Annotated in this window: 17 protein-coding genes and 1 riboswitch; of the genes, 6 read left to right on the top strand and 11 right to left on the bottom strand. The window is 27.1% G+C overall.

Translation table 11 applies throughout. The annotated features are described in order from the left end of the window. Positions 1–28: 28 nt before the first annotated feature. Together GOM42_RS05470 and GOM42_RS05465 are read left to right on the top strand one after the other, a co-directional pair. A complete protein-coding gene (locus GOM42_RS05470) occupies positions 29–529 on the top strand; it encodes a DUF5643 domain-containing protein (protein ID WP_311735399.1) in 501 nt (166 codons plus the stop codon). Continuing rightward, positions 516–1,079 (top strand): hypothetical protein, encoded by a 564-nt coding sequence (locus GOM42_RS05465; protein ID WP_110077385.1) that lies wholly within the window; start codon positions 516–518, stop codon positions 1,077–1,079. The genes GOM42_RS05470 and GOM42_RS05465 overlap by 14 nt, the downstream gene beginning before the upstream one ends. Positions 1,080–1,205: 126 nt before the next feature. Here the strand turns inward: GOM42_RS05465 and GOM42_RS05460 are convergent, their stop codons facing one another. Beyond that, a complete protein-coding gene (locus GOM42_RS05460) occupies positions 1,206–1,685 on the bottom strand; it encodes a GNAT family N-acetyltransferase (protein WP_004457254.1) in 480 nt (159 codons plus the stop codon). A gap of 40 nt (positions 1,686–1,725) precedes the next feature. Continuing rightward, positions 1,726–2,151, bottom strand: coding sequence for a CPBP family glutamic-type intramembrane protease (locus tag GOM42_RS05455; RefSeq protein ID WP_110077384.1), 426 nt, complete (start codon positions 2,149–2,151; stop codon positions 1,726–1,728). 416 nt (positions 2,152–2,567) lie between these two features. Between GOM42_RS05455 and GOM42_RS05450 the strand changes: the two genes are divergently transcribed. From GOM42_RS05450 to GOM42_RS05440, 3 genes are all read left to right on the top strand, one after another. After that, positions 2,568–3,176, top strand: a complete 609-nt coding sequence (locus GOM42_RS05450) for a hypothetical protein (RefSeq protein ID WP_060670096.1) — start codon at positions 2,568–2,570, stop codon at positions 3,174–3,176. Between the two features lie 28 nt (positions 3,177–3,204). Then, complete coding sequence (locus tag GOM42_RS05445; RefSeq protein WP_110077383.1) at positions 3,205–3,495, top strand: hypothetical protein; 291 nt, start codon at positions 3,205–3,207, stop codon at positions 3,493–3,495. Between the two features lie 373 nt (positions 3,496–3,868). Next, positions 3,869–4,168 (top strand): hypothetical protein, encoded by a 300-nt coding sequence (locus GOM42_RS05440; RefSeq protein ID WP_003460376.1) that lies wholly within the window; start codon positions 3,869–3,871, stop codon positions 4,166–4,168. 62 nt (positions 4,169–4,230) lie between these two features. On the opposite strand, the gene GOM42_RS05435 is transcribed toward GOM42_RS05440, so the two are convergent. From GOM42_RS05435 to nagE, 8 genes are all read right to left on the bottom strand, one after another. Then, positions 4,231–5,664: an ABC transporter substrate-binding protein gene (locus tag GOM42_RS05435; RefSeq protein ID WP_110077382.1), complete on the bottom strand. Its 1,434-nt coding sequence runs from the start codon at positions 5,662–5,664 to the stop codon at positions 4,231–4,233. Between the two features lie 426 nt (positions 5,665–6,090). Next, a complete protein-coding gene (gene rbr / locus GOM42_RS05430) occupies positions 6,091–8,181 on the bottom strand; it encodes a rubrerythrin (protein WP_110077381.1) in 2,091 nt (696 codons plus the stop codon). Between the two features lie 481 nt (positions 8,182–8,662). Then, entirely contained in the window at positions 8,663–9,061 is a 399-nt protein-coding gene (locus GOM42_RS05425) for a DUF5412 family protein (protein ID WP_110077380.1), read from the bottom strand. An 810-nt stretch (positions 9,062–9,871) separates the two neighbouring features. Then, on the bottom strand, positions 9,872–10,912 hold the full coding sequence (locus tag GOM42_RS05420) for an NPCBM/NEW2 domain-containing protein (RefSeq protein WP_243447929.1): 1,041 nt from the start codon (positions 10,910–10,912) through the stop codon (positions 9,872–9,874). Further along, positions 10,909–16,341 (bottom strand): NPCBM/NEW2 domain-containing protein, encoded by a 5,433-nt coding sequence (locus GOM42_RS05415; RefSeq protein WP_243447924.1) that lies wholly within the window; start codon positions 16,339–16,341, stop codon positions 10,909–10,911. The genes GOM42_RS05420 and GOM42_RS05415 overlap by 4 nt, the downstream gene beginning before the upstream one ends. Positions 16,342–16,536: 195 nt before the next feature. Then, a riboswitch (cyclic di-GMP riboswitch) is annotated at positions 16,537–16,624 on the bottom strand. Positions 16,625–16,932: 308 nt separating this feature from the next. Further along, a complete protein-coding gene (locus GOM42_RS05410; RefSeq protein WP_003480811.1) occupies positions 16,933–17,322 on the bottom strand; it encodes a hypothetical protein in 390 nt (129 codons plus the stop codon). Between the two features lie 31 nt (positions 17,323–17,353). Next, entirely contained in the window at positions 17,354–17,680 is a 327-nt protein-coding gene (locus GOM42_RS05405; protein ID WP_003480809.1) for a DUF3784 domain-containing protein, read from the bottom strand. 257 nt (positions 17,681–17,937) lie between these two features. After that, positions 17,938–19,389 carry an N-acetylglucosamine-specific PTS transporter subunit IIBC gene (gene nagE, locus GOM42_RS05400; protein WP_004458822.1) on the bottom strand — a complete coding sequence of 484 codons (1,452 nt, stop codon included), beginning with the start codon at positions 19,387–19,389 and terminating at the stop codon, positions 17,938–17,940. A gap of 653 nt (positions 19,390–20,042) precedes the next feature. On the opposite strand from nagE, the gene GOM42_RS05395 reads away from it, so the two are divergent. After that, positions 20,043–20,261 carry a DUF4318 domain-containing protein gene (locus GOM42_RS05395; protein ID WP_003454064.1) on the top strand — a complete coding sequence of 73 codons (219 nt, stop codon included), beginning with the start codon at positions 20,043–20,045 and terminating at the stop codon, positions 20,259–20,261. 184 nt (positions 20,262–20,445) lie between these two features. On the opposite strand, the gene GOM42_RS05390 is transcribed toward GOM42_RS05395, so the two are convergent. Next, positions 20,446–21,012 (bottom strand): manganese catalase family protein, encoded by a 567-nt coding sequence (locus GOM42_RS05390; RefSeq protein WP_003480806.1) that lies wholly within the window; start codon positions 21,010–21,012, stop codon positions 20,446–20,448. Between the last annotated feature and the right edge of the window lie 7 nt (positions 21,013–21,019).

Here is a 21,019-nt window from a genome sequence, read left to right as displayed (position 1 = left end):
AAACTTTAAAAATAAAAATTACAAATAAATTAATAAGGGGGAGACTACAATTAAGGCAATAAGACGATTAATAATTTTAGTTTGCTTAATTACTCTTTGTTTTATAGGCTTTATCTGCTTACCTAAAAACAAATATTATTTTAAAGATATAAGATCACTTGTTAATGAAGGCAAAGCTGAAGTAATAGAACCAAATCAAAAGATAAAAATAGATGATGATTACTTAATAATAAAAAGAATTATTAATACTGAAGGTGAGTCATATATTAGATATAAACAAGTCAGAACTACTCTAGACTGGTCTTTCTCAGAAAGTATCTTTAGAATATTTGATGACAATGGAGAAGAATATATAAAAACAGCTATAAGCTCCTCTACAAGTTTTTGGGTAACAGAAGGATTAATACTACTTGATAAAAAGATCAAGGAAGACGTAAAATATTTAACTATTAAAATTGACTGGTATGATAGACAAAATAAAATAAAAATTCCACTTAACAAAGAAGGTGAAGCTAATGAAAATTTATAAAAAATATAGTGCTATTATAGAATGGTTTTTGGCAATAATACTTATCCTCATTTGTTCTAAAATAATTTTCCCTGGAAGCTTCACTCCTCTAAAAGCACATCAGCAATCAGAAAAGTCAGTTTATTATGGCCCTTCAAATATAATTAAAACTATAGACTTAGGTAAAGAAAAAATATATCTATGTAAATATAAGGATTGGTTTTCAATAGACATTATTAGAAAAGGGCTAATTAAGTGGCATCCAGTTAATTATCCAGCTGGATATCCAATAGACTACTCTAAGCAAGTAACTTTTAATACTTATACTTCAAAGCCTACAAAAAACTCTGAACCTATAGCTAAAATATACGGTTATGTAAATGACCCTCAAATAAAAAATATTGTATTAGAGGACAATAATAATAAAATCATTTCAAATTATGAATTGGATGAAAATAAAATGTTTATTCTTACTTCACATACAAATAATGAAAAAAATAAAGCTAACTATATAAAAGGCTTAGATACTAATGGAAATATTATATACGAAGAAGAGCTTAAATACTTTTAACCTAAATAGAAACAAGGTGCTAATATTTAGCACCCTGTTTTATTTTTATCCATTAAAGATTATTAACTATTTAATGTCCTAATTAAAATTTATCTTAATTATTTATTGTAATAAAGTAATATTTTTCTATAAAGCTAATTCCATACTTATATTTCTTTTTTTCATTCCCAAAGCTTCATAAAATTTAATAGCTCCTTTATTGAATTCCCAGACAACTAATTGTAATGTGTTTACTCCTTCTTTTTTTGCAAAACTTATAATATGCTGAAATAAAAATTTTCCTATTCCTCTTTTACGATACTTTTCCTTAACACAAAAAGTATCAATTAAGGCAGTTTTTACAGGAGTAAGTATTGGTATGTTTCTAGGTCCTACTATTTGTATAAGACTAAAAGCTACAACCTCTTTACTTTCTCTTTCCTGAACTAAAAACATCTTGTATCTATCATCCTCTAGAATTTCTTTAAATTCCTCTTCTGATAAGGGTTTATCAGTTTCATTGTACACATCTGGTCTATTTTTAACATATAGATCATGTACCTCTCTAATAATTTCATTTATCACCTTGTAATCTTCTTTATCTGCAAATCTTATTTTGTATTTCATTTTGTCCTCCTTAGAGTAAATTTAAAATATAACTTCTAGCTTAACTCATAGTAATTATAAAATTATTTATCATGTGTATTAAGGTTAAAATCCAAAATGGAGATAATTTTTTAGGTTTATAATATGTATAAGAAAATACCATTATTATTGCACTAGGTATCACACAAAAAATATATATTAGACTATAGTAATGCAATAAAGAAAATATTAGTGCAACTAATAATGAATATTTAAATTTGCTTTTAATAAATTTTTTGCTTAAATTTATTAATCCAATTATTAAAAATGACTCTATTATGGGTCCTACTATACTAGCAAAAATAATTCTTACACTAACACTCTCATTAATTAAATTGCTTCCAATAAATTTTCCACCTAATTTAATATATATATCTATTAATTGTCCTAAAACAACATCAATTAATAATATAAGTGCAACCATAGGGATAATAAATAAAAAATCCATTAGTATTTCTTTTAATAATAAGTTCTTACATTCTTTTGTTTTTTTCCATCATAAATCCTCTTTTCATTAATAGTATAAATCTTTAAAACAATCTATTTAAAATTTTCCATATTTGTTTATATAATATATAATACAAATTTATTATATATTTTTCAAATATATAGAAAAGTTTTATAAATTTAAATACTAATTTTTTAATAACATCACTAATTAATAAAAAAATATTATAAATTGGTATTTTTTAAAGTAATGATAATACATATATAGTTAAATATTATAAAATAATAATAAAAATCTAATTAATGAATAATTAATTAATATTATTTACTTAAAATTTAATTTTTAGCAATATTTTATACATTTTATTCTAAATTTATGTTATATTAGTTAATGGACATAAACGTAAGGAGGACAAAATGAATAAATTCACATCATTTTTAAAGAAAAGAAAAGCTTTTGTTATAGTAGCTTTAATTGGTATGATTTTTGGTTTTACTGTTTTGGGTACAACTCAAGAAGATATTAATAAATTAAAAGCTGAAAAAACTACTGTATTAGCAAAAATAGATAGCTCGCAAGAAGAACTATCTACCTTGAATAAAGATATAGGTGATTTAAAGGAAAAAATAAATCAACTTAATGATGAAAAACAAAAACAGGAACAACTTTTAAAAGATACCACAGCCAAAGTAGAACTAAAACAAAAAGAAGAAGCTGAAAAACAAAGACAAGCTGAGATTGAAAAACAAAAACAAGAAGAAGCAAATAGTATTAGTCAAAGTTATTCAAATAATTCTAGTAAAAAATCTACTAGTAATAACTCATCTAACGCTAAATCAGACTCATATAATTCTGATAATCCACAGCCTTCTAAACCAGTTGGTGAGATGGTGTACATAACTGCAACAGGTAAAAAATATCATCGTAAAAATAAATGCGGTAATACAAATCCATCTAGGACAAGTTATATTCCACTATCAGAGGCAGAATCTATGGGATACTCCCCTTGTTCAAAATGTTATTAATAAAATTTAGAAAGGACTTTACTATATTATGAAAAATACATCAAAAAAAATATTAAAATTCTTATTAGGAATATGTATATTTTTTATAGCTATTTGTATTGGTTCTTCAGCAAAAGGTGATTCAAATTTAAATAATACTCATAATCAATTAGTTACCACAATTAACAATTCAAAAGAGGATTTAACTCACAAAGAAGAGGAAGTATCTAAGGCTAAGACTGAAAAAGAGGATTTAGAAAAACAATTAAGTAATCTAAATGATTCATTAAATAAAACTAAGGAGTCTATTAAACAATTAGAAAATAGCACTAATAATTAATTTTTTATAATCTTAATTATTTTTAACTATATACATTTCATAAGGACCAGTTTTTACCTTTTAATAACTGGTTCTTTATTTTTTCCTTTGATTAATTTTCTAATTGCTTAAAATCCCTAAAACACTTCTAATTTGTAAAAAAGTTCTATATTAAATTCCTTATAATATAAACTCTTTTATCTTAAATAATGTATAATTTATATAAGAAGTAATTAACATTAATTAAAACTGATTAATTTATAATTTGTATTTTTACTTATATTTAAAGAAAAATCGAGGTGATTATTATGAAGGTAAGAATTATAAGGCCTTCTTAAAATAGTAATATCAACTTATAAAATTAAGAAAGTTTTTAATAAAGGAGGAACTTAAGATGAAATCTTTAATGAGTTTTATTCCAATGATTTTATCACTAGCAATTGCAACTTTTATTTTTATACCTATAAATAAAAGTTTAAAGTTATCAGATAAAATAGCAAAAATTATTCCCACAACCCCTAAATTTAAACCACTATTTTTTGTGGTATGTATGTTTTTACTTTTACTTATAATAGGGCTACTTGGTTTATATGTAATACCAATGAATGACTTAACTTACTACATATTAACTGGAATAATAGCAGGTATTGGTATTAGCATAACAGTTGAAATTTCACCAAAACATCATAAATAATATAAGACTATTAAATAGATAAAGAGGGTAAGTGAAAACTTACCCTCTATTTATTAATAACACTAATTATTTTTTGCTTTCCATTCATTTAATTGTTTTTGTATTTCATCTTTAACTTCATTTATACCTGAATCATTTAATTTCTTATTTAAATCATTTAGTCCAACTTCAGGATCTATTGAACCTGTATATAATGCTCTTTCAAATTCCTGTAAAACATTATTTATAGCCGAAATTTTATTTGAAACGTTTTCGGAATTAAATTTAAATCCTAATATCGGAGAAACCTTAGCTGAATTATTGAATTTTTCAAAAGCCTCCCACTTATCTATAGGGTCATTTTCTGAAACATAAGTACCAAGTAAGTTTCCATATGCCCAGCTAACAACATCATATTTCTTACCATCAAATTTCTTTATTTGCTTGTCATTTATTTTTTCATAATGTTTTCCCTCTATTCCAAACATCAATAAGTTTCTTAAATTTGTATCAGTATTTACTAAAGTCAATAACTCCATTGCCTTCTTAGGATGTTTAGAGTTAGCAGAAATTGCAGTCATTGCACCAGTTGTTGAATTATTAGTTATATATGGTGGTATTATTGATGAAGTTACTACTTCCCTACCTAAAGATTTTCCCCATATATTTTCAGCATATGGTTGTCCATCTGCTTTCCATACAAATCTTTTTACTTCTGGTTTCATATCAGTTACTGCTGCATCTTGATTTATGTATCCAGCTTCATAATATTCTCTTAATTTTAATAACATATCCTTCATTTCTTTTGATTCAAATTTATTTGTTACTGTCAAATTCTTATCATTATAGAATATGCCTAATGGATTTACTATATCATCAAAGTCTAAAGGAATTGAATCTCCTTGAGTATAAAATGGAATAAAATCTGGTTCTTTTTCTTTTACTAATTTTAACCAAGGTTCTAAATCGTTTACTGAATGTATATTTTCATAAGGAATATTATACTTTTCAACAAGCTCTTTATCAAATACCCACATAGGTGCTAATGCTATTTCTTTTTGATTTGGAACAGCATATATTTTACCATCTATCTCTGCACCCTTCCATAACTCTTTGTTTATTTCTTTCTTTAATGGTGCTCCTTCTGTATCTAATAAATCATTTAACTCTAAAAAAGCTCCTTTTCTAGCATATTCTAAATAAGGAAATGCCCAAGAACATGTAAAGGCAAGATCATAAGGTTCCCCTGAATTACTAATAACACTCATTTTCTTAGTATAATCCCCAAAAGGTATATGTTTTATATCTACTGTAGCATTTATTTTATCTTTTAAATATTTATTTACTTCTTCTTCCACAATATCATTATCAGCTGGCTCATCACCTATAACATACCAAGTTAAATTAACAGTTTCCTTACTTTCCTCTTCTTTGCTATTTCCACAGCCTGTAAGTATTAAAGATGAACATACAATACCACTTAAAATCAGTGATAATGCTTTTTTTCTTTTTATCATATTGTCCCCCTCCTAATAATATCTTATCCGCTTTCGAAAACGTTTTATATAAAGAATTTTACTATTTAAACTATTTAATATCAATAATTTAAGTCTAATATTTTAATACAAAAAGAATACTTTATATAATTTGTTAATAAATTATATAATTTGTACATACATTTAAAGAAATATTTCTATTTCACTTCCCCTGTAAAATCACTTAAATTTATCTTTTAAAATCCTCTTTCTCTATTTTCAAACTATTATTTTAATAAAACATAGTTCATCTATGTATCATTTCAAATAAAAAATACTCCCTTTAAAATAGATTTTTATAGTTTTTTATCTACTTTAAAGGAAGTAATTTATTTATACCTATATTTTTATAGTGACAAAGATTGTTTTTATAATTTATAAGCTTAAACTATGTAAAATAAATTATTATTAATAATTTTCAGCTCTTACTTCAAAAAATCCTTTGGCATAATTACATACTGGGCAAACCTCTGGAGCCTTTATACCAATAACAAGATATCCACAATTTAAGCATTCCCACATAGTTTCTTCTGATTTTTCAAATACCTTTTTCATCTTTATATTGTTTAAAAGCTTTCTATACCTATCTTCATGAGATTTTTCTATTTTAGCAACCTCTACAAATTTTTCTGCTAAATCAAAAAATCCCTCTTCTTCAGCCTCTTTTGCAAATCTAGCATACATATCTGACCATTCATAATGCTCTCCTTCTGCCCCATGTAATAAATTTTCTTTAGTATCTCCTAAATATCCTAACTCCTTAAACCATAGTTTAGCATGTTCTCTTTCATTGCCAGCTGTTTTTAAGAATAGTTCATATATTTGTTCATATCCTTCATTCTTAGCTACCTCTGCAAAGAATGTATATTTATTTCTGGCTATGGACTCCCCAGCTAATGCATCCATTAAATTCTTTTCTGTTTTTGTTCCTTTATATTTATTACTACTTTCACTAGATGATTCTGATTTATTAGAATCTTTATCATCTGCCTCTGATTTCTCTTCAACTTTTACAAAGGCTGAAGCTGGACTCTTGCAAACTGGACATATAAATTCTTCTGGTAATTCTCCTTCTTGTATATATCCACAAACTGTACAACGATATTTTACTGATTCACTCATTTTTTCTCCTCCTAAATCTTTACTTCTATCAAAATAAGTTGTATGTAACATTTCCTCAGCAAGATTGCTTAAAGGTTTTTCATAAAACTCCTCATATAACTTTTTAATCTCCTCATTTTCATAGCTAACTCTTAATTTCATGTTTGAATCTCTTTTATATAACCCATCTATACGTTTTTCTCTAAGCTTATCACCTTCAATTTTTTTATCTTTAGGTTGTCCACCTCCACCTATGCATCCGCCTGGACAAGTCATAACCTCAATAAAGTGATATTTCTTATCTTCATTTTTCATCTTTGAAATAAACTTTGAAGCATTTTCAGTTCCATAAATAACAGCTATGTTTATTTCTAAGTCATTTATTTTGAAACTAGCTTCACGAACACCTTCCATACCTCTTACAGACTCTAAATCATAAAAATCTTTAGGTGGATCTTCTTTGGTAATATATTTGTATGCTGTTCTTAAAGCTGCCTCCATAACTCCACCTGTATTAGCAAATATAACACCAGCACCAGAGGCTTCTCCCATTAATTTATCAAAGTTACTATCCTCTAAAGAATTAAAATCAATTTCTTTTTCTTTAGCCCAAATAGCTACTTCCCTAGTTGTTATAACATAGTCCACATCACGCATATCTTCTATGCCATAATATCTACCTGATGCATTCATTTCTTCTCTTTTGATTTCAAACTTTTTAGCTGTACATGGCGTTAAGGCTACATTTACAATCTTAGAAGGATCAATTCCCATCTTCTTTGCAAAATAAGTCTTTATTGTAGGTCCTTGCATACCTATAGGACTCTTTGAAGTTGAAATATGCTCTAAGATTTCTGGATGAAAGGTTTCAGCATATTTTATCCATGCAGGGCAGCAACTAGTAAATTGAGGTAGCGGTTTATTATTTTTAGTTATACGCTCTACTAATTCACTTGCCTCCTCAACTATAGTCATATCAGCAGCGAAATTAGTATCAAGAACATAATTAAAACCTAACTTACGAAGTAATGCTATCATTTTACCTTGAACAAAACTTCCATCATTCATATTAAATTCTTCACCTAAAGATACTCTAACAGCAGGCGACGTAGAAACTATGACTATTTTATCTTTATCACTTATCGCATCTTGTACCTTTTTATAATCAAAAACCTCTGTAATACTAGATGTAGGGCATACATTTGCACATTGACCACAATTAATACAAACAGCAGTATCATTAGTTTTTTCCAAAGAATAATGACCATTTACTCCTATATAATCTGTGCATATATTTTTGCATGAACCACATTTTATACATTTCTCTTCATCTCTGCAAATAGATGGATTATCCTTCTCAATAGCTACACGTATATCCGTAGCTAAATGTTTACCCATAGATTTTCCTCCCCTTAACCTTAAACTTTTGTTTTCTTATTTCATATAATATTAACCTCAAATACATATTTTTTCAATTAATGTATTTAAATACTATTATTTATTTTTCATGCATTTATTAACTTTTTGTTGATAATATGAACTTTATTTTAATACAATTTTAATTCTCTATAGCTTTTATCTATAAATTTTAATTTATAGATTTCTAGTTTATATTTATTATATCTATGTTACCTAATAGTAACCTTATTAAACTTAAGCCTATTAGGATATTTAAGTTTTAAATTCCCCATGTCACTAATACAATAATCTTGTTAAACTTTAAGCTTCTTCTTATAACAAAAAAATCTACCATTAAAACTTTATTGTTTAAAATGCTTTTTAATAAAAAATTAGAGTAAGCCCTAATATATTACCTTAAACCTACTTAATCAAAAGTATACTAATTTACTGCAATATACTTTAAAACCTACTCTCTACTTTATTCATCTCTAAAATCATATTTACCATTTGGTAAGTCTATATTCTGATTGTTTATTGAAATAGTATTATTATCAATCCAAATCATATTTGCCTCATTTATATGATAATCCCTATATATCTCTTTTTTAATCTCTCCTTCTCTTAAATAACATTTAACTGACCAATCTACTGTAGCCCCTCCATTAATAAGATAAGCTTCAACCTTATACTTTCCGTCACTAGATACTGTTTCTCCTAAAAACTCTTCACTTACTTTAAACCTATCATTAAACTCTCTTATTGATGATGATATTTTAAAAGTAGCTACACCTAAAAATATTAAAGTTACAATAATATAAACTCCTAATCTAAAGTTAAAATTCTTATTCTTTAAATATTTATTCTCTCTTTCCTCCATAACATTTCTCCTAACATATTAAAATATAAACCTTAGATTAATTTTATATAATTTCCCCCATTAAATCCACCAATATTTAACAAACTAACCCTTTAATAATATATGTAAAACTCATCTAATAAACCCTTAATAAAAATACTTTTATTAATATTACTTATATATTAATTATCTAAAATTCATATCTTATTAACCCTCTATTAATACATTTACTTACTTTTATGCCAATTTTGTTAGCTTTTCGACCAGTTGCGCAAAACCTATTGATTAATTTATTATTATTTTTTAATATAAGATTAAAATTTAAATTTAAATAAAAATTCTAAGTAAGGAGGAAAGATGTAGATGCTTATATATTACTGTATTTCTTTAATGATGCTTTTAACTATGCTGATGACTGGAATTATTAATCCGATTTGTTCATTCCTTAGCGGCGATACTGAAATTAGATTTAATGGAATTCTATATACTAATTTAGATGAAGAAAAATATAAAAAGATATTATTTTCAACTTTTTTAAATTTTATTATTTTAATATTATGTCTATGTATAGTATGTTTTAAATTTAACCCTTTCTTTCCTATATTCTTAGCTATATTGTGCATAATATTTTTACAACACCATATATTAAAATCACTAAGATAAAAGTTATTTATAAAATCTTATTTAAATGAATAATAAATTAAATAGTAAGGTAAAAACTAAATACCATTTCAAATATTTTATATATAAAACTAATAAGGGATTCGTATTTAAAATACGAATCCCTTTCCTTTTACTTTAATTTAAATATTCTTCTTAAATAAATTATTTTTATCTACTTACTATAGTTGAAAGAGTTGCTACATATTTTCCATCTAAATCCTCATACACTGCTGCTATACCACTAAAACCTTCTTTAAAAAGCTTAGTATCTAGTTCTAAATTTCCATTATTTAAAGAACTTTCAACATCAACATTTGATATGTCAATACTTTGTCCACCTGTATTTCTTCTTATATTTATTTCTTTAGGTGATAATCTTTCTCCATCTTTTCCTACAAAGGATTCATTTATAACATATTTTCCTTCAACTTCCTCTGGTGATCTTATAACTATATATTGTTCTTTTATGCTTACATTATTAAGCTTCTTTAAATCTTTTATTTTAGATATATCTTTTATTTCATTGCAGTCAAGATTTAAGTCTTCTATATTTACAGCATATTGTAAACCTTCTAAGTTTGCTATTCCATATCCAACTGCTGATAAGCTTGTTAACTTATTCATATCTCCTCTTGTTATTACATCACTTGATAGATTTAATTGATCTTTTATAGCCCTTTTTAATTCATTATCTGGTATATTAACTTCCTCTGTTAAATCAATAGCTGCCTCTAAATTATCCATAGCCTCTCTAAGCTCTATAATAGTAGAATCTATTACTTCTTGTTCTGGATTAGGAGTTTCTAGTACTTTATTAGCCTTTTCTAGAGCAACTTGTAATTTATTAAAGCTTTCCTCTGTATATAAATTTTCATCTAATCCTCTTACTTCCTCAACTATTTTTTCTAAAGCAGTAAAATCCTTAGAGTCTGCATATAATAACTTAGCATCTGCCCAGTCTGCATGATCTCCTCCATTTCCATTTTCACCATCTTTAGCTACTAATTTAAGTTCACTTACTCCAACTACTGAAATTAAAACATGCTTTCTTGGAGTCTCTGAATTCATAACACCACTATCAAATACTTTTTTTCCATCAGCATAAACTTCAAAACTTAAAGATGATACATCAGAATTTCTCATCTCTCTATCTACACCAACATATGCTTCAAAGAACTTATAATTTCCCTCAGATAAATCATATACTATTGTTGAAGTTGCATGAGTTCCAATACCTTTTTATACTCCACTTCTTGTCCATCTTCACCAAGTAAAGTTATGGTATTATTTTCAACACTTCTATCTTTTTGTACACTTCTCCAACCTGAATTAGCTGATTTCCAGTTCTTATCACTTATATAATCATAAGCATTAACAACTGATACTTTTCTATCTAGTGTAGTTTTATTTCCATGAGAATCAGTAACTTCATAGGATACTACATAGTTACCTCCTCTTTTTGTATTTATATTATTATTTATAACTTTTATATTCTTTGTTATGTCTCCATCTTCAGGATCATTAGCAACCATTCCTTGTAATGGGTCAAATGAATCACCTATATTTAAGGCTACCTCTTCCCCAGTTAATATTGATTTATCGCTTGTAGTATAAACTTTTGCGTCAGCCCAGTCTGCATGATCTCCGGCATTTCCATTTCCACCATCTTTAGCAACTAATTTAAGCTCACTTGCTCCTGCTATTGGAATTAAAACATGATTTCTTTCACTGTTTACATTCATAACACCGCTATCAAATACTTTTTTTCCATCAACGTAAACTTCAAAGATTACTGATGGCTCATTAGAGTTTCTCATTTCTCTATCTACACCAACATAAGTTTCAAACATTCCATAATTTTTGCCTGATAAATCATAAACTATCTCTGAGTTTGCATGAGTTCCAAGTCCTTTATTATATTCTACTTCTTGTCCATCTTCACCAAGTAAAGTTATTCTATTTTCTTCAACGCTTAAGTCTTTTTTTACATCTCTCCATCCAGATGATGCTGATTTCCATTCCTTATCGCTTAGACTTTCAGCTGTAGTTATTGTATATATTTTTCTTTCCTTAGTAACTGTATTTCCGTCTTTATCTGTAACTTCATAAACTACAGTGTATATTCCACCTCTATTTGCTTCAAAATCACTTGATTTTACTTTTATGCTTGATGTTAAATCACCATCTTCCACATCATTAGCAGTAACACCATCTAATATATTAAAATTATCCTTAACATTTATTACTGCATCTTCAGTTTTTATTGTAGGCTTTACATTATTAGTTGATAACTTTGGATTTACTATTATACCGTGGTCTGATGTATTTCCATTTCCACTATCACTAACTTGTATTTCTAACTTATTAACGCCCTTAACTGGAAAACTTATTTCTACCATATTATCGTTATATTTTAAAACCTTAGTTGTTTCTAAAGTCTCTCCATCTGCTATAACCTTAAAAGAAATACTTGAATTATTATTAGCTCCTATTGTTTGATCAACACCTAATAAAGCTTCAAATCTGTCATAATCTTTTCCCTCTAAATCATATACAACTTTTCCATTAGCATGAATTCCTATACCCTTCTCAAAGGTTTTAATTTCTCCATTTACTCTACCTTTTATATTTGTATTTCTTCTTGGAGTTCCCCATTGAGTTTCTACTGATTCCCACTCTTCATCTGATAAGTAATCATATGAGCTTATAACTTCTACATTCATAACTTTTTCTACTTTAACATCATTATCCATTAAGGTATATTTAACTTCATACTTATCTTTTTCAGCTGTATTTACATTGCTTTCTATCTTTATATTAGAGCTTATATCTTCTCCCTTATAAGTTGTTCCCTTCACATAATCAGCAGGGTTAAAATCACTTCTTAGATTAACAATCATACTTTCTTGTTGTATATCCAAATTTGGAGAAAAAGCTTTAATATTTACAGCCTTACCAGTTGATAAATCCTTAGCATAAGGTACTACATCATAACTTGCATTTTCACTTAAATCAATATCTTTGATTACAAAATTATTATTTATAGTATATCCTATAACCTTACCATCTTTTAATATCTCATATCCTAATAAATCATCTCTATTTTCTGAATCTATTTCAAATGATAAAGTATTTGTTCTTTCTTCTTCATTTATTTTAGATTTAACTTTTACTTTAAGATTCTCATTAAATCCATTACCTTTATAGTCGTAAGCTGCACCATATAAGTATTCTATTTTCTTATCTGGTTTTGGTAAATGAGCTACTACCTCTCTCATCTCTTCTGTTACTTCTATATAATTCCATCCTTCAAAGAAATCTAATAAATCAACATTTAAAGCCAATGAATATGCCACAGCTAATCTTTGTTGATCAGAACCCCTTACAGATTTTATTTGCTCAGTATTATTTCTAACATAAGTAGACACTTTTGTATAAGCATCATATCCATAGGCTATATTTATTTGAGATAACACACCTAATCTTTCAAAATAATGCATTGCAAAATTTTCACCTTTGAATCTCTTCATCATTTCATTCCAATTAGCTCTATCTCCACCTAATCCTTTGATTCTTCTATACTCTTGAGCATAAAGGTTATTTGTTACTTCTCCATCTACAACATATTGAGTATTGAATATGTGACCAAACTCATGATTATAAGCCCAGTTATCATTATTCTTATGAGTTATTGGTAAAACTATTTGCTTAAAGAAACCTTCATCTCTTTCAACAGGATTGCTTCCTAAATATCCTGTATATCCATGATCTGCATATCCTAAAGGTACACCTAAAAATACTCTTGCTATAAATTTATTAGGGAAATAACTATTTTTTTCCTCTGTTGCATCTTTATCAAATCCTTGGAAACCTTGGAACACGTCATACATCTCTTCCCATTCCCTCATTGTATCCTCTACTGTTAAATTATCTTTTTCCATAATATCCAAAGCTTTAACTGCTCCTTTAGCAGTTGTAGTTATTACACAGTTTTCAGATACTAGTTCTATTATGTTATAAACTTTTCCTTCAGGATTACCATTTGCAAAAGCTTCATCACTATATTCAACTTTTTCTGCATAAGCCTTTACTTCTTTTGCAAATTCTCTTGGATCTGTTTCACCATATATATAAGTAGGGAATTTTGTTCCCCCTTCTAATCTTATTTTAGGTGCAAAAGCTTGATCATTTTTATTTGCATTATTTACTATATATACCGCACTTGGATTTATATTTTCTGGAGCTTTTATTATATTTCTTCCAGGCTTTAAGGTTACCCATCTTCTCCAATCACCTTTTCCTTTGCCCATTTGTCCAAAACATAATTGAGGCATTACACCATTTATATCAGCTTCAACATACACCTCAAATTCTTCACCAGCAGTTACATATAAACCAGTTGATTGGAAGGATGAATAGGCATTACCATTTATACTTCTCATAGATGTTTCTTCTGTATATCTACCTCTTTGCTCTGCTGTATAGATTTTAGAATCTTTAAACTTATCAGGATTTTTTATTAAATCCTTAGCTAAAGCTAAGTCTTCTTCATATAAAGATTTAAGTGGATGATTTTTTACCTCTTCCTCTAATGAAGCTAATTTTTCTTCTGTATTAAAGTCTTCTGATAATTCATTCATTAATCCATTTGTAAATAGTTTATCAACTTTATCTGATGTTTTATCCTCTTTATATAATCCAAATTCACTAGCACAAGCCCAATTTTCATAACCTTTTTTGAATACAAATTTAATTCTCTTAAATTCTGTTGGATTAAATTTTATTTCTACAGAATTTTGAGTTATATTAGCATTACCACTAGTTACCTTTTGATAATTATCTCCCTTAGTTGTTCTTGATGCATAAATATCAAAAGCTTCAGCAAAACCTCTATTTGAACCACGAGGTGCTGTATATACTATTCTATCTAATGTAGTTAATTCTTCTAATTCTATTTCAACTTCATTTGTAAAGTTTTCTGTATTTTGCTTTCCTGAATGCCATTTTGTATTGAAATCTCCATCTATAGCTTTATCTATAGATTCTGATGCATATTGTCCACCATTTGTTTTTATTGATTTTATTTTGCTCTTATCTAACTTATAGATAGCATCATAAGCTTTAAGTAATTCATTATCTGGATTTAAAAAGTCAGATACTTTAGCATCAGTATATTGAACCTCTTTATTTTCAATAATTAACTTAGCATTCTCTAATTCTTCTTTATAATCATTATAAAAAGGATGCTCCTTAGCTTCTGATTCTAACTTTTCTATTTTTTCTAAAGTATTAAATTCTTCAGATACTTGACTCATAGTGCTATCTGTGAATAATCTACTCATTTTATCTCTTAACTGATCTTCTTTATAGAAAGTAAATTCTGATGCTAAAGCCCAATTTTCATATCCTTTTTTAAATACAAATTTAACTCTTCTTGCCTCTGTTGGATTAAACTTAATTTCAACTGAACCTTTTGTTACTTCACTGCTTCCTGATGTTACTTTTTCAAAAGTATCTCCAGAAGTTGTCTTTGATGTATATATGTCAAAGGCCTCAGCAAATCCTCTCATATTTAAGTTTGTGTAAACTACTCTATCTAAAGTCTCTAATTTATCTAAAGTAATTATTACTTCATTTGTAAAATCAGAACTATTTTGCTTTCCAGAATGCCATTTTGTATTAACATCTCCATCAATAGCTCTCTCTATTGTATTCTCTGCATAATTTCCTCCATTAGTCGTTATTGATGATGTATTTATCTTAAATAGTTCATTATATTTTTTTAATGATTCATCATTAAAATCTTTAAACTTACTTACTAAGGCATCCTTGTAAACTACATTATTTCCTTGTAAAACTAACTTAGCATTTTCTATTATTTCTTTAAACTTTTCATAAAATGGATGATCTTTAATCTCATTTTCAAAAGCATCTAATTTTTCTACAGTATCAAACTCTGGATTCACCTTGTTTTTCTCTTCATTTGTGAATATAGAATTCACCTTATCTATGATTTTATCTTCCTTATAAAACCAGAACTCTGAAGCACTTGCCCAATCTCTATCTGCTGCTTTAAAGACAAATTTTATTTTCTTAGCTTGTACTGTATCAAACTTAAACTCCATAAGGTTTCCTGTTGACTTACTTGTCCCTTGAGAAACTAATTTAAAGTCATTATCATTTCCAGTTTGTGAAGCATATATATCAAACTCTGTTGGATATCCCTTTCCTCTTGCTCCATCTTGTCTTGTTGCATATGCTATTCTATCTATTGATTCTAAATCATTAAATTCCACTACAACTTCATTTGTAAAATCAGAACTATTTTGTCTTCCTGTTTCCCAGTGAGTAGATAAATCACCATCTATAGCTTTATCTATAGAGCTTGATGAATATTGTCCCCCATTATTTGTTATTGAAACTATTTCATTTCTTTGTACTTTATATTTTTCATTGTACCCTTCAAAATTCTCGTAGCTATTTAAAGTAAATTGATTTATAGATGCTTGATTTATTACGCTTTCTTCTATAGAACTTATCTTTTCCTTTATTACCTCACTAGCATAAACATTCAAAATAGGACTTGCATTTGACATTATCATTGATGCAATAAGAATTTTAGATATTTTTTTCTTCATAATCTTCCCCCTCATATTACTATGTAACCAAGATTTATCTCTCTACGCCTATACCATTTAATAAAGTATTTTTACTAAAAAAAACTATCCTTAATATTAATTAAAGGATAGTTGCATAAAAACAGTTCTAAAAATAAATATATACTTAAGCATATATTTATAAATTAACTCTATTAAAACAAAGAATATTAATTCTTCGGCAACTGGCTAGCATAGTTATCATATAACCTTAGCCCCTTTAGCTTTGCGTCTCTAGATTTCCCTAGGTTTGCCAATATATTATTTTAGTATTTATATAATACAAAAATTTAATCCTATATTCAATATAAGATATTCTAATTTTTTATGTAATATTATAAAAAACGACTTGTTTTTTATACTTTTTACATTTTATTCATCTTTTATAAGATCACTTTATAAATAAAATTAAACTCTAAAAACATTAATTTATAGAAGTTATACTATAAATAAAAAGCTAGCAAGATTTTTTATTTTTTTCTTGCTAGCTTTTCATTTATTAATTATATTATTAATTTGTAAAATTAAATAAACACATGTATTTTTATAGTTTTATATTAATTTAAAGCTATATTACTTTAAATCTTCTACTACCTTAGCCATAGTTAAAGCTAAATTATCACCTTTTGAATTATCCCTAAAAAGATTAAATTCCTTATTAGCAGTTACTATTTTTACTTCCTCATTTTCATCTTTAGTAGTTACTGAAAATTCTTTTAAATCTTCAAATGGTATCTGATCAACCTCTCTTGTTTCTTCAGCATAACCTAAGGATGCATGTCCTACATGCTCTAAATAAAGAGAATCCTTAGTTACAATTAGATTTACTTTATATGCCACATCTCCACCAGCTCCAGTTACTAAATTTGATATAAAATTTATAGCTGCATCCTTATTACTCACTTGTTTCATAACAGTAATCTTCATTAGAATATCTTCTTCTTTTAGATTTAATTTAAACATAAAAACACCCCATCTTCATATTTATTTGCAATTAATTTTTACCACATTTAAAGAATTGATCATATAAAGCTTTTATTAATCCCAAAACAATAATAATTCCTTGAGTTATCATTATAGCATTATAATATTTCTTATCTATAAATATACTAATAAGAGCAATTATTATTACACTTAATCCAATTATTAAAAAATCCATTCCAACAATTCTAGATACTTTCTCTTTATCATACTTCTTTTCATCAAAGCCATTAAGAATATCTCCTGCATTAAAGTATTTAATTATTGCCCCTAAAAAGGTTAATATTCCTCCACCTAAAAAGGCAAGTACTAGAATTCCTGTTAAATCTGCTTGTTTCATAAAATCTCCCCAATCTATATTCTAATAACTATATTAATTTATTTTACAATATATACAAATTAATTAAAATCATTTAAATTCTATACAACTGGGGTTTATTATAAAAAAATTCCAGTAGAAATATCCAACTACTCTACTGGAATTATTTTTTAAATATAAGAGATACTTTATTATTTTTTTATTAAAAAGTCTTAATCTAAATATTAAACTTTTTATATAAAAGACTTTATATTAAAACTTTAAAACTCTATTAATTATTATACGTAATTTTTAGACTTACAAAGCTTCTTAAACTCGTCAGCTACGAATTGTACTTGTGTTCCAACTATAACTTGAACACTTGTTTTTCCAGGTCTTATAACTCCTGAAACACCAGATGATTTTATCTTTTTCTCATTAACTAATGTGCTGTCTTTTACTTCTAATCTTAATCTAGTTATACAGTTATCAATTGAAGTAATATTAGAAGGTCCACCTAGTCCTTCTAAGATGATTTTTGCAACTTCAGTGTAGTTATTATTTGCTAAAACTGCATTTGAATCATCATCCTCATCATCTTCTCTACCTGGAGTTTTTAAGTCAAATTTCTTTATCATAACTACGAATACTAAGTAGTATATAACTCCCACTACTAAACCTATACCTAATAAGTATAATGGGTTTAATGCCATTGGTGATGCAAAACTTAATATCCAGTCTACTAAACCAGCACTAAAGTTAAATCCTGCTCTTACTGGTAAAGCAGCAACAACTGCCATAGATATTCCTGTTAATAAAGCATGAGCTACATATAAAGCAGGTGCTAAGAACATGAATGCAAATTCTAATGGTTCAGTTACTCCTGTAACGAATGATGATAAAGCAGCAGCTAATAATATACCAGCAGCAGCCTTCTTTTTATTAGTTTTTGCACAACGATACATTGCAAAAGCAGCAGCAGGTAAACCAAACATCATTACTGGGAAGAAACCTGACATATACATACCAGTTTGTCCTAAAGTACCTGTTCCAGCCCAGAAGTTTCCTATATCATTTATACCAGCAACGTCAAACCAGAATACTGAGTTTAAAGCATGGTGTAAACCAAGTGGTATTAATAATCTATTGAAGAATCCATAAACACCAGCTCCTATTGGTCCCATAGCTATTATTGATTCACCAAATGAAACTAATGCGCTATATATTACAGGATATACAAAGTATAAAACTAAAGAAGCTACTATTGAAGCAAGTGCTGTTACTATAGCAACACATCTTCTTCCACTAAAGAATCCTAAGAAATCTGGTAATTTAGTATTTTTAAATCTATTATAACAACCAGCTCCTATTAAACCTGCTACGATACCTATAAATTGGTTTTGTATCTTTCCAAAAGCTGGGTTAACAGCTTCAACATCTACTCCTTGCATCATTGCAACAACTGCACTAGATAATAATGTAGTTATCATAAGCCATGATACTAAACCTGCTAAACCTGCTGCTCCATCATTATCATCTGACATACCAACAGCTACCCCAATAGCAAATAATATTGCCATGTTATCTATAATAGCTCCACCAGATTTTAATAAGAATGCTGATACTACACTATTAGCCCCCCATCCAGATGGGTCTAGCCAATATCCAATTCCCATTAATATACCTGCTACTGGAAGTGCAGCAACTGGTAGCATTAAAGATTTACCTAATTTCTGAAAATATTTCATCATATTAATATTCCCCCTATAAATTCCACTAACTGTTAAATTGATTCTTTAAGAACCCCTTTTTTTCTGAAAGAATCAAACTAATTTTTCATAGTAAATTAACAGATTATAAATTAGAATATATTTATTTATGATTGCTTTAAAACGTTTTCTTAAACTATAAAATTCATAATGAATTTTGTAGTTTACATAAGATGAATTTTTCCCTCTATAACACCTCCTAAAATAATCTAATAAAAATTAAACTTAATAAACTTATTAAATCTAAATAACTAGTTCCCTTATAACTAATTAATGTATTATTTAATTGTTTATTAATTGTACACTTCTATTAAAAATGTATTCTAAACTTTTAATATGTTGATTATATCGTGTGACAATATTAATAAAATAAAATCATAGTCTTAAATTTAATAATTAAATAAAAATCACCCTTCATCTAAAGACTATACTTTAGTTTAAAATACACCTTCAATATTTATATACATATTTTTACTTTTATTACAACTTTATTATAACATGTAAAATTATTTTATATCATGTATTTTAAGTAAACATTTCATTAAAATTCTTTATAAGTAACACTATCCTGATATAATGAATGTAAATATATAATATCTAAGCATATAATTTTATAAAAAGGAGTGATTTTAATAATGAAACTTTTTAGGAAAACCTTTGTTGTTGAACTAAAGGATTCATTACAGTACCCTTCAGCTAATACCATATGCGATACGATTTTAAAGCAAGAAAGTAATGTTGAATTTATAAGTAAAGAAAAACCTGTAATCTTTAAATTAGACAATGTGATCTATGAAGTAGAAATTACAATGGCTCGTGGTGGTTATGAATTGGCTTGTAAAGAGATTAAATAGCTTTTTATTATATTTTTTAAAAGTATCAATAGATAGAACTATTATATTTTTAATCTCTCTTATATAAAAAATATAATAAAATATAATTAAAGAACCCATTATATTGCTTCTTATTCAAGTTATAAAAAAATATAAATAAAGGGCTTGTATCAAAATTAATTTTGATATAGCCCTTTTGTTCTACTTATTTTTTACATTTCATTTTGTCTTGAACATCCATTAATGCTTCACCAAATCTTTGGAAGTGAACAATTTCTCTTTCTCTTAAGAATCGTAAGATTTCCTTTATATCTTGGTCATCAGTTAAGTTTATAAGCCATTGGTAAGTTGCTCTAGCCTTTTGCTCTGCTGCCATATCTTCATGTAAATCAGCTACAACATCACCCTTTGCTTGAATGTAAGTTGCTGTCCATGGATTTCCTTGAGCATCAGAGTAAAATAATGCTTTACCATGGTCTGTGTAACGTTCAGCTAGTCCAGCCTTTTTCAAATCCTCAAGAGAAGCATTCTCCATTAACTGATAAATCATAGTTGCAATCATTTCTACGTGAGCCATTTCTTCTGTTCCTATGTCAGTTAATAATCCTTTTGCTTTATTAGTTGGCATTGTATATCTTTGATTTAAATATCTAAGTGCTGCACTTAACTCTCCATCTGGTCCACCATATTGAGATATTAAAAACTTTGCCATTCTAAGATCGTTACACTTTAAGTTTATTGGATATTCTAAAGTTTTTACATAATACCACATAATTAAA

It is taken from the genome of Clostridium sp. 16K-1-R1 (assembly GCF_023921145.1).
Lineage (GTDB): Bacteria > Bacillota > Clostridia > Clostridiales > Clostridiaceae > Sarcina > Sarcina perfringens.
This window is presented reverse-complemented; position numbering and strand designations above follow the sequence as displayed.

Bases quoted from the DNA above. Each gene is read 5' to 3' on its own strand.
- GOM42_RS05410 (WP_003480811.1), bottom strand. From the start codon at position 17,322: ATGTTTAAATTAAATCTAAAAGAAGAAGATATTCTAATGAAGATTACT.
- GOM42_RS05450 (WP_060670096.1), top strand. From the start codon at position 2,568: ATGAATAAATTCACATCATTTTTAAAGAAAAGAAAAGCTTTTGTTATA.
- GOM42_RS05405 (WP_003480809.1), bottom strand. From the start codon at position 17,680: ATGAAACAAGCAGATTTAACAGGAATTCTAGTACTTGCCTTTTTAGGT.
- rbr (WP_110077381.1), bottom strand. From the start codon at position 8,181: ATGGGTAAACATTTAGCTACGGATATACGTGTAGCTATTGAGAAGGAT.
- GOM42_RS05465 (WP_110077385.1), top strand. From the start codon at position 516: ATGAAAATTTATAAAAAATATAGTGCTATTATAGAATGGTTTTTGGCA.
- GOM42_RS05390 (WP_003480806.1), bottom strand. From the start codon at position 21,012: ATGTGGTATTATGTAAAAACTTTAGAATATCCAATAAACTTAAAGTGT.
- GOM42_RS05435 (WP_110077382.1), bottom strand. From the start codon at position 5,664: ATGATAAAAAGAAAAAAAGCATTATCACTGATTTTAAGTGGTATTGTA.
- GOM42_RS05425 (WP_110077380.1), bottom strand. From the start codon at position 9,061: ATGGAGGAAAGAGAGAATAAATATTTAAAGAATAAGAATTTTAACTTT.
- nagE (WP_004458822.1), bottom strand. From the start codon at position 19,389: ATGATGAAATATTTTCAGAAATTAGGTAAATCTTTAATGCTACCAGTT.
- GOM42_RS05455 (WP_110077384.1), bottom strand. From the start codon at position 2,151: ATGGATTTTTTATTTATTATCCCTATGGTTGCACTTATATTATTAATT.
- GOM42_RS05445 (WP_110077383.1), top strand. From the start codon at position 3,205: ATGAAAAATACATCAAAAAAAATATTAAAATTCTTATTAGGAATATGT.
- GOM42_RS05395 (WP_003454064.1), top strand. From the start codon at position 20,043: ATGAAACTTTTTAGGAAAACCTTTGTTGTTGAACTAAAGGATTCATTA.
- GOM42_RS05415 (WP_243447924.1), bottom strand. From the start codon at position 16,341: ATGAAGAAAAAAATATCTAAAATTCTTATTGCATCAATGATAATGTCA.
- GOM42_RS05440 (WP_003460376.1), top strand. From the start codon at position 3,869: ATGAAATCTTTAATGAGTTTTATTCCAATGATTTTATCACTAGCAATT.
- GOM42_RS05460 (WP_004457254.1), bottom strand. From the start codon at position 1,685: ATGAAATACAAAATAAGATTTGCAGATAAAGAAGATTACAAGGTGATA.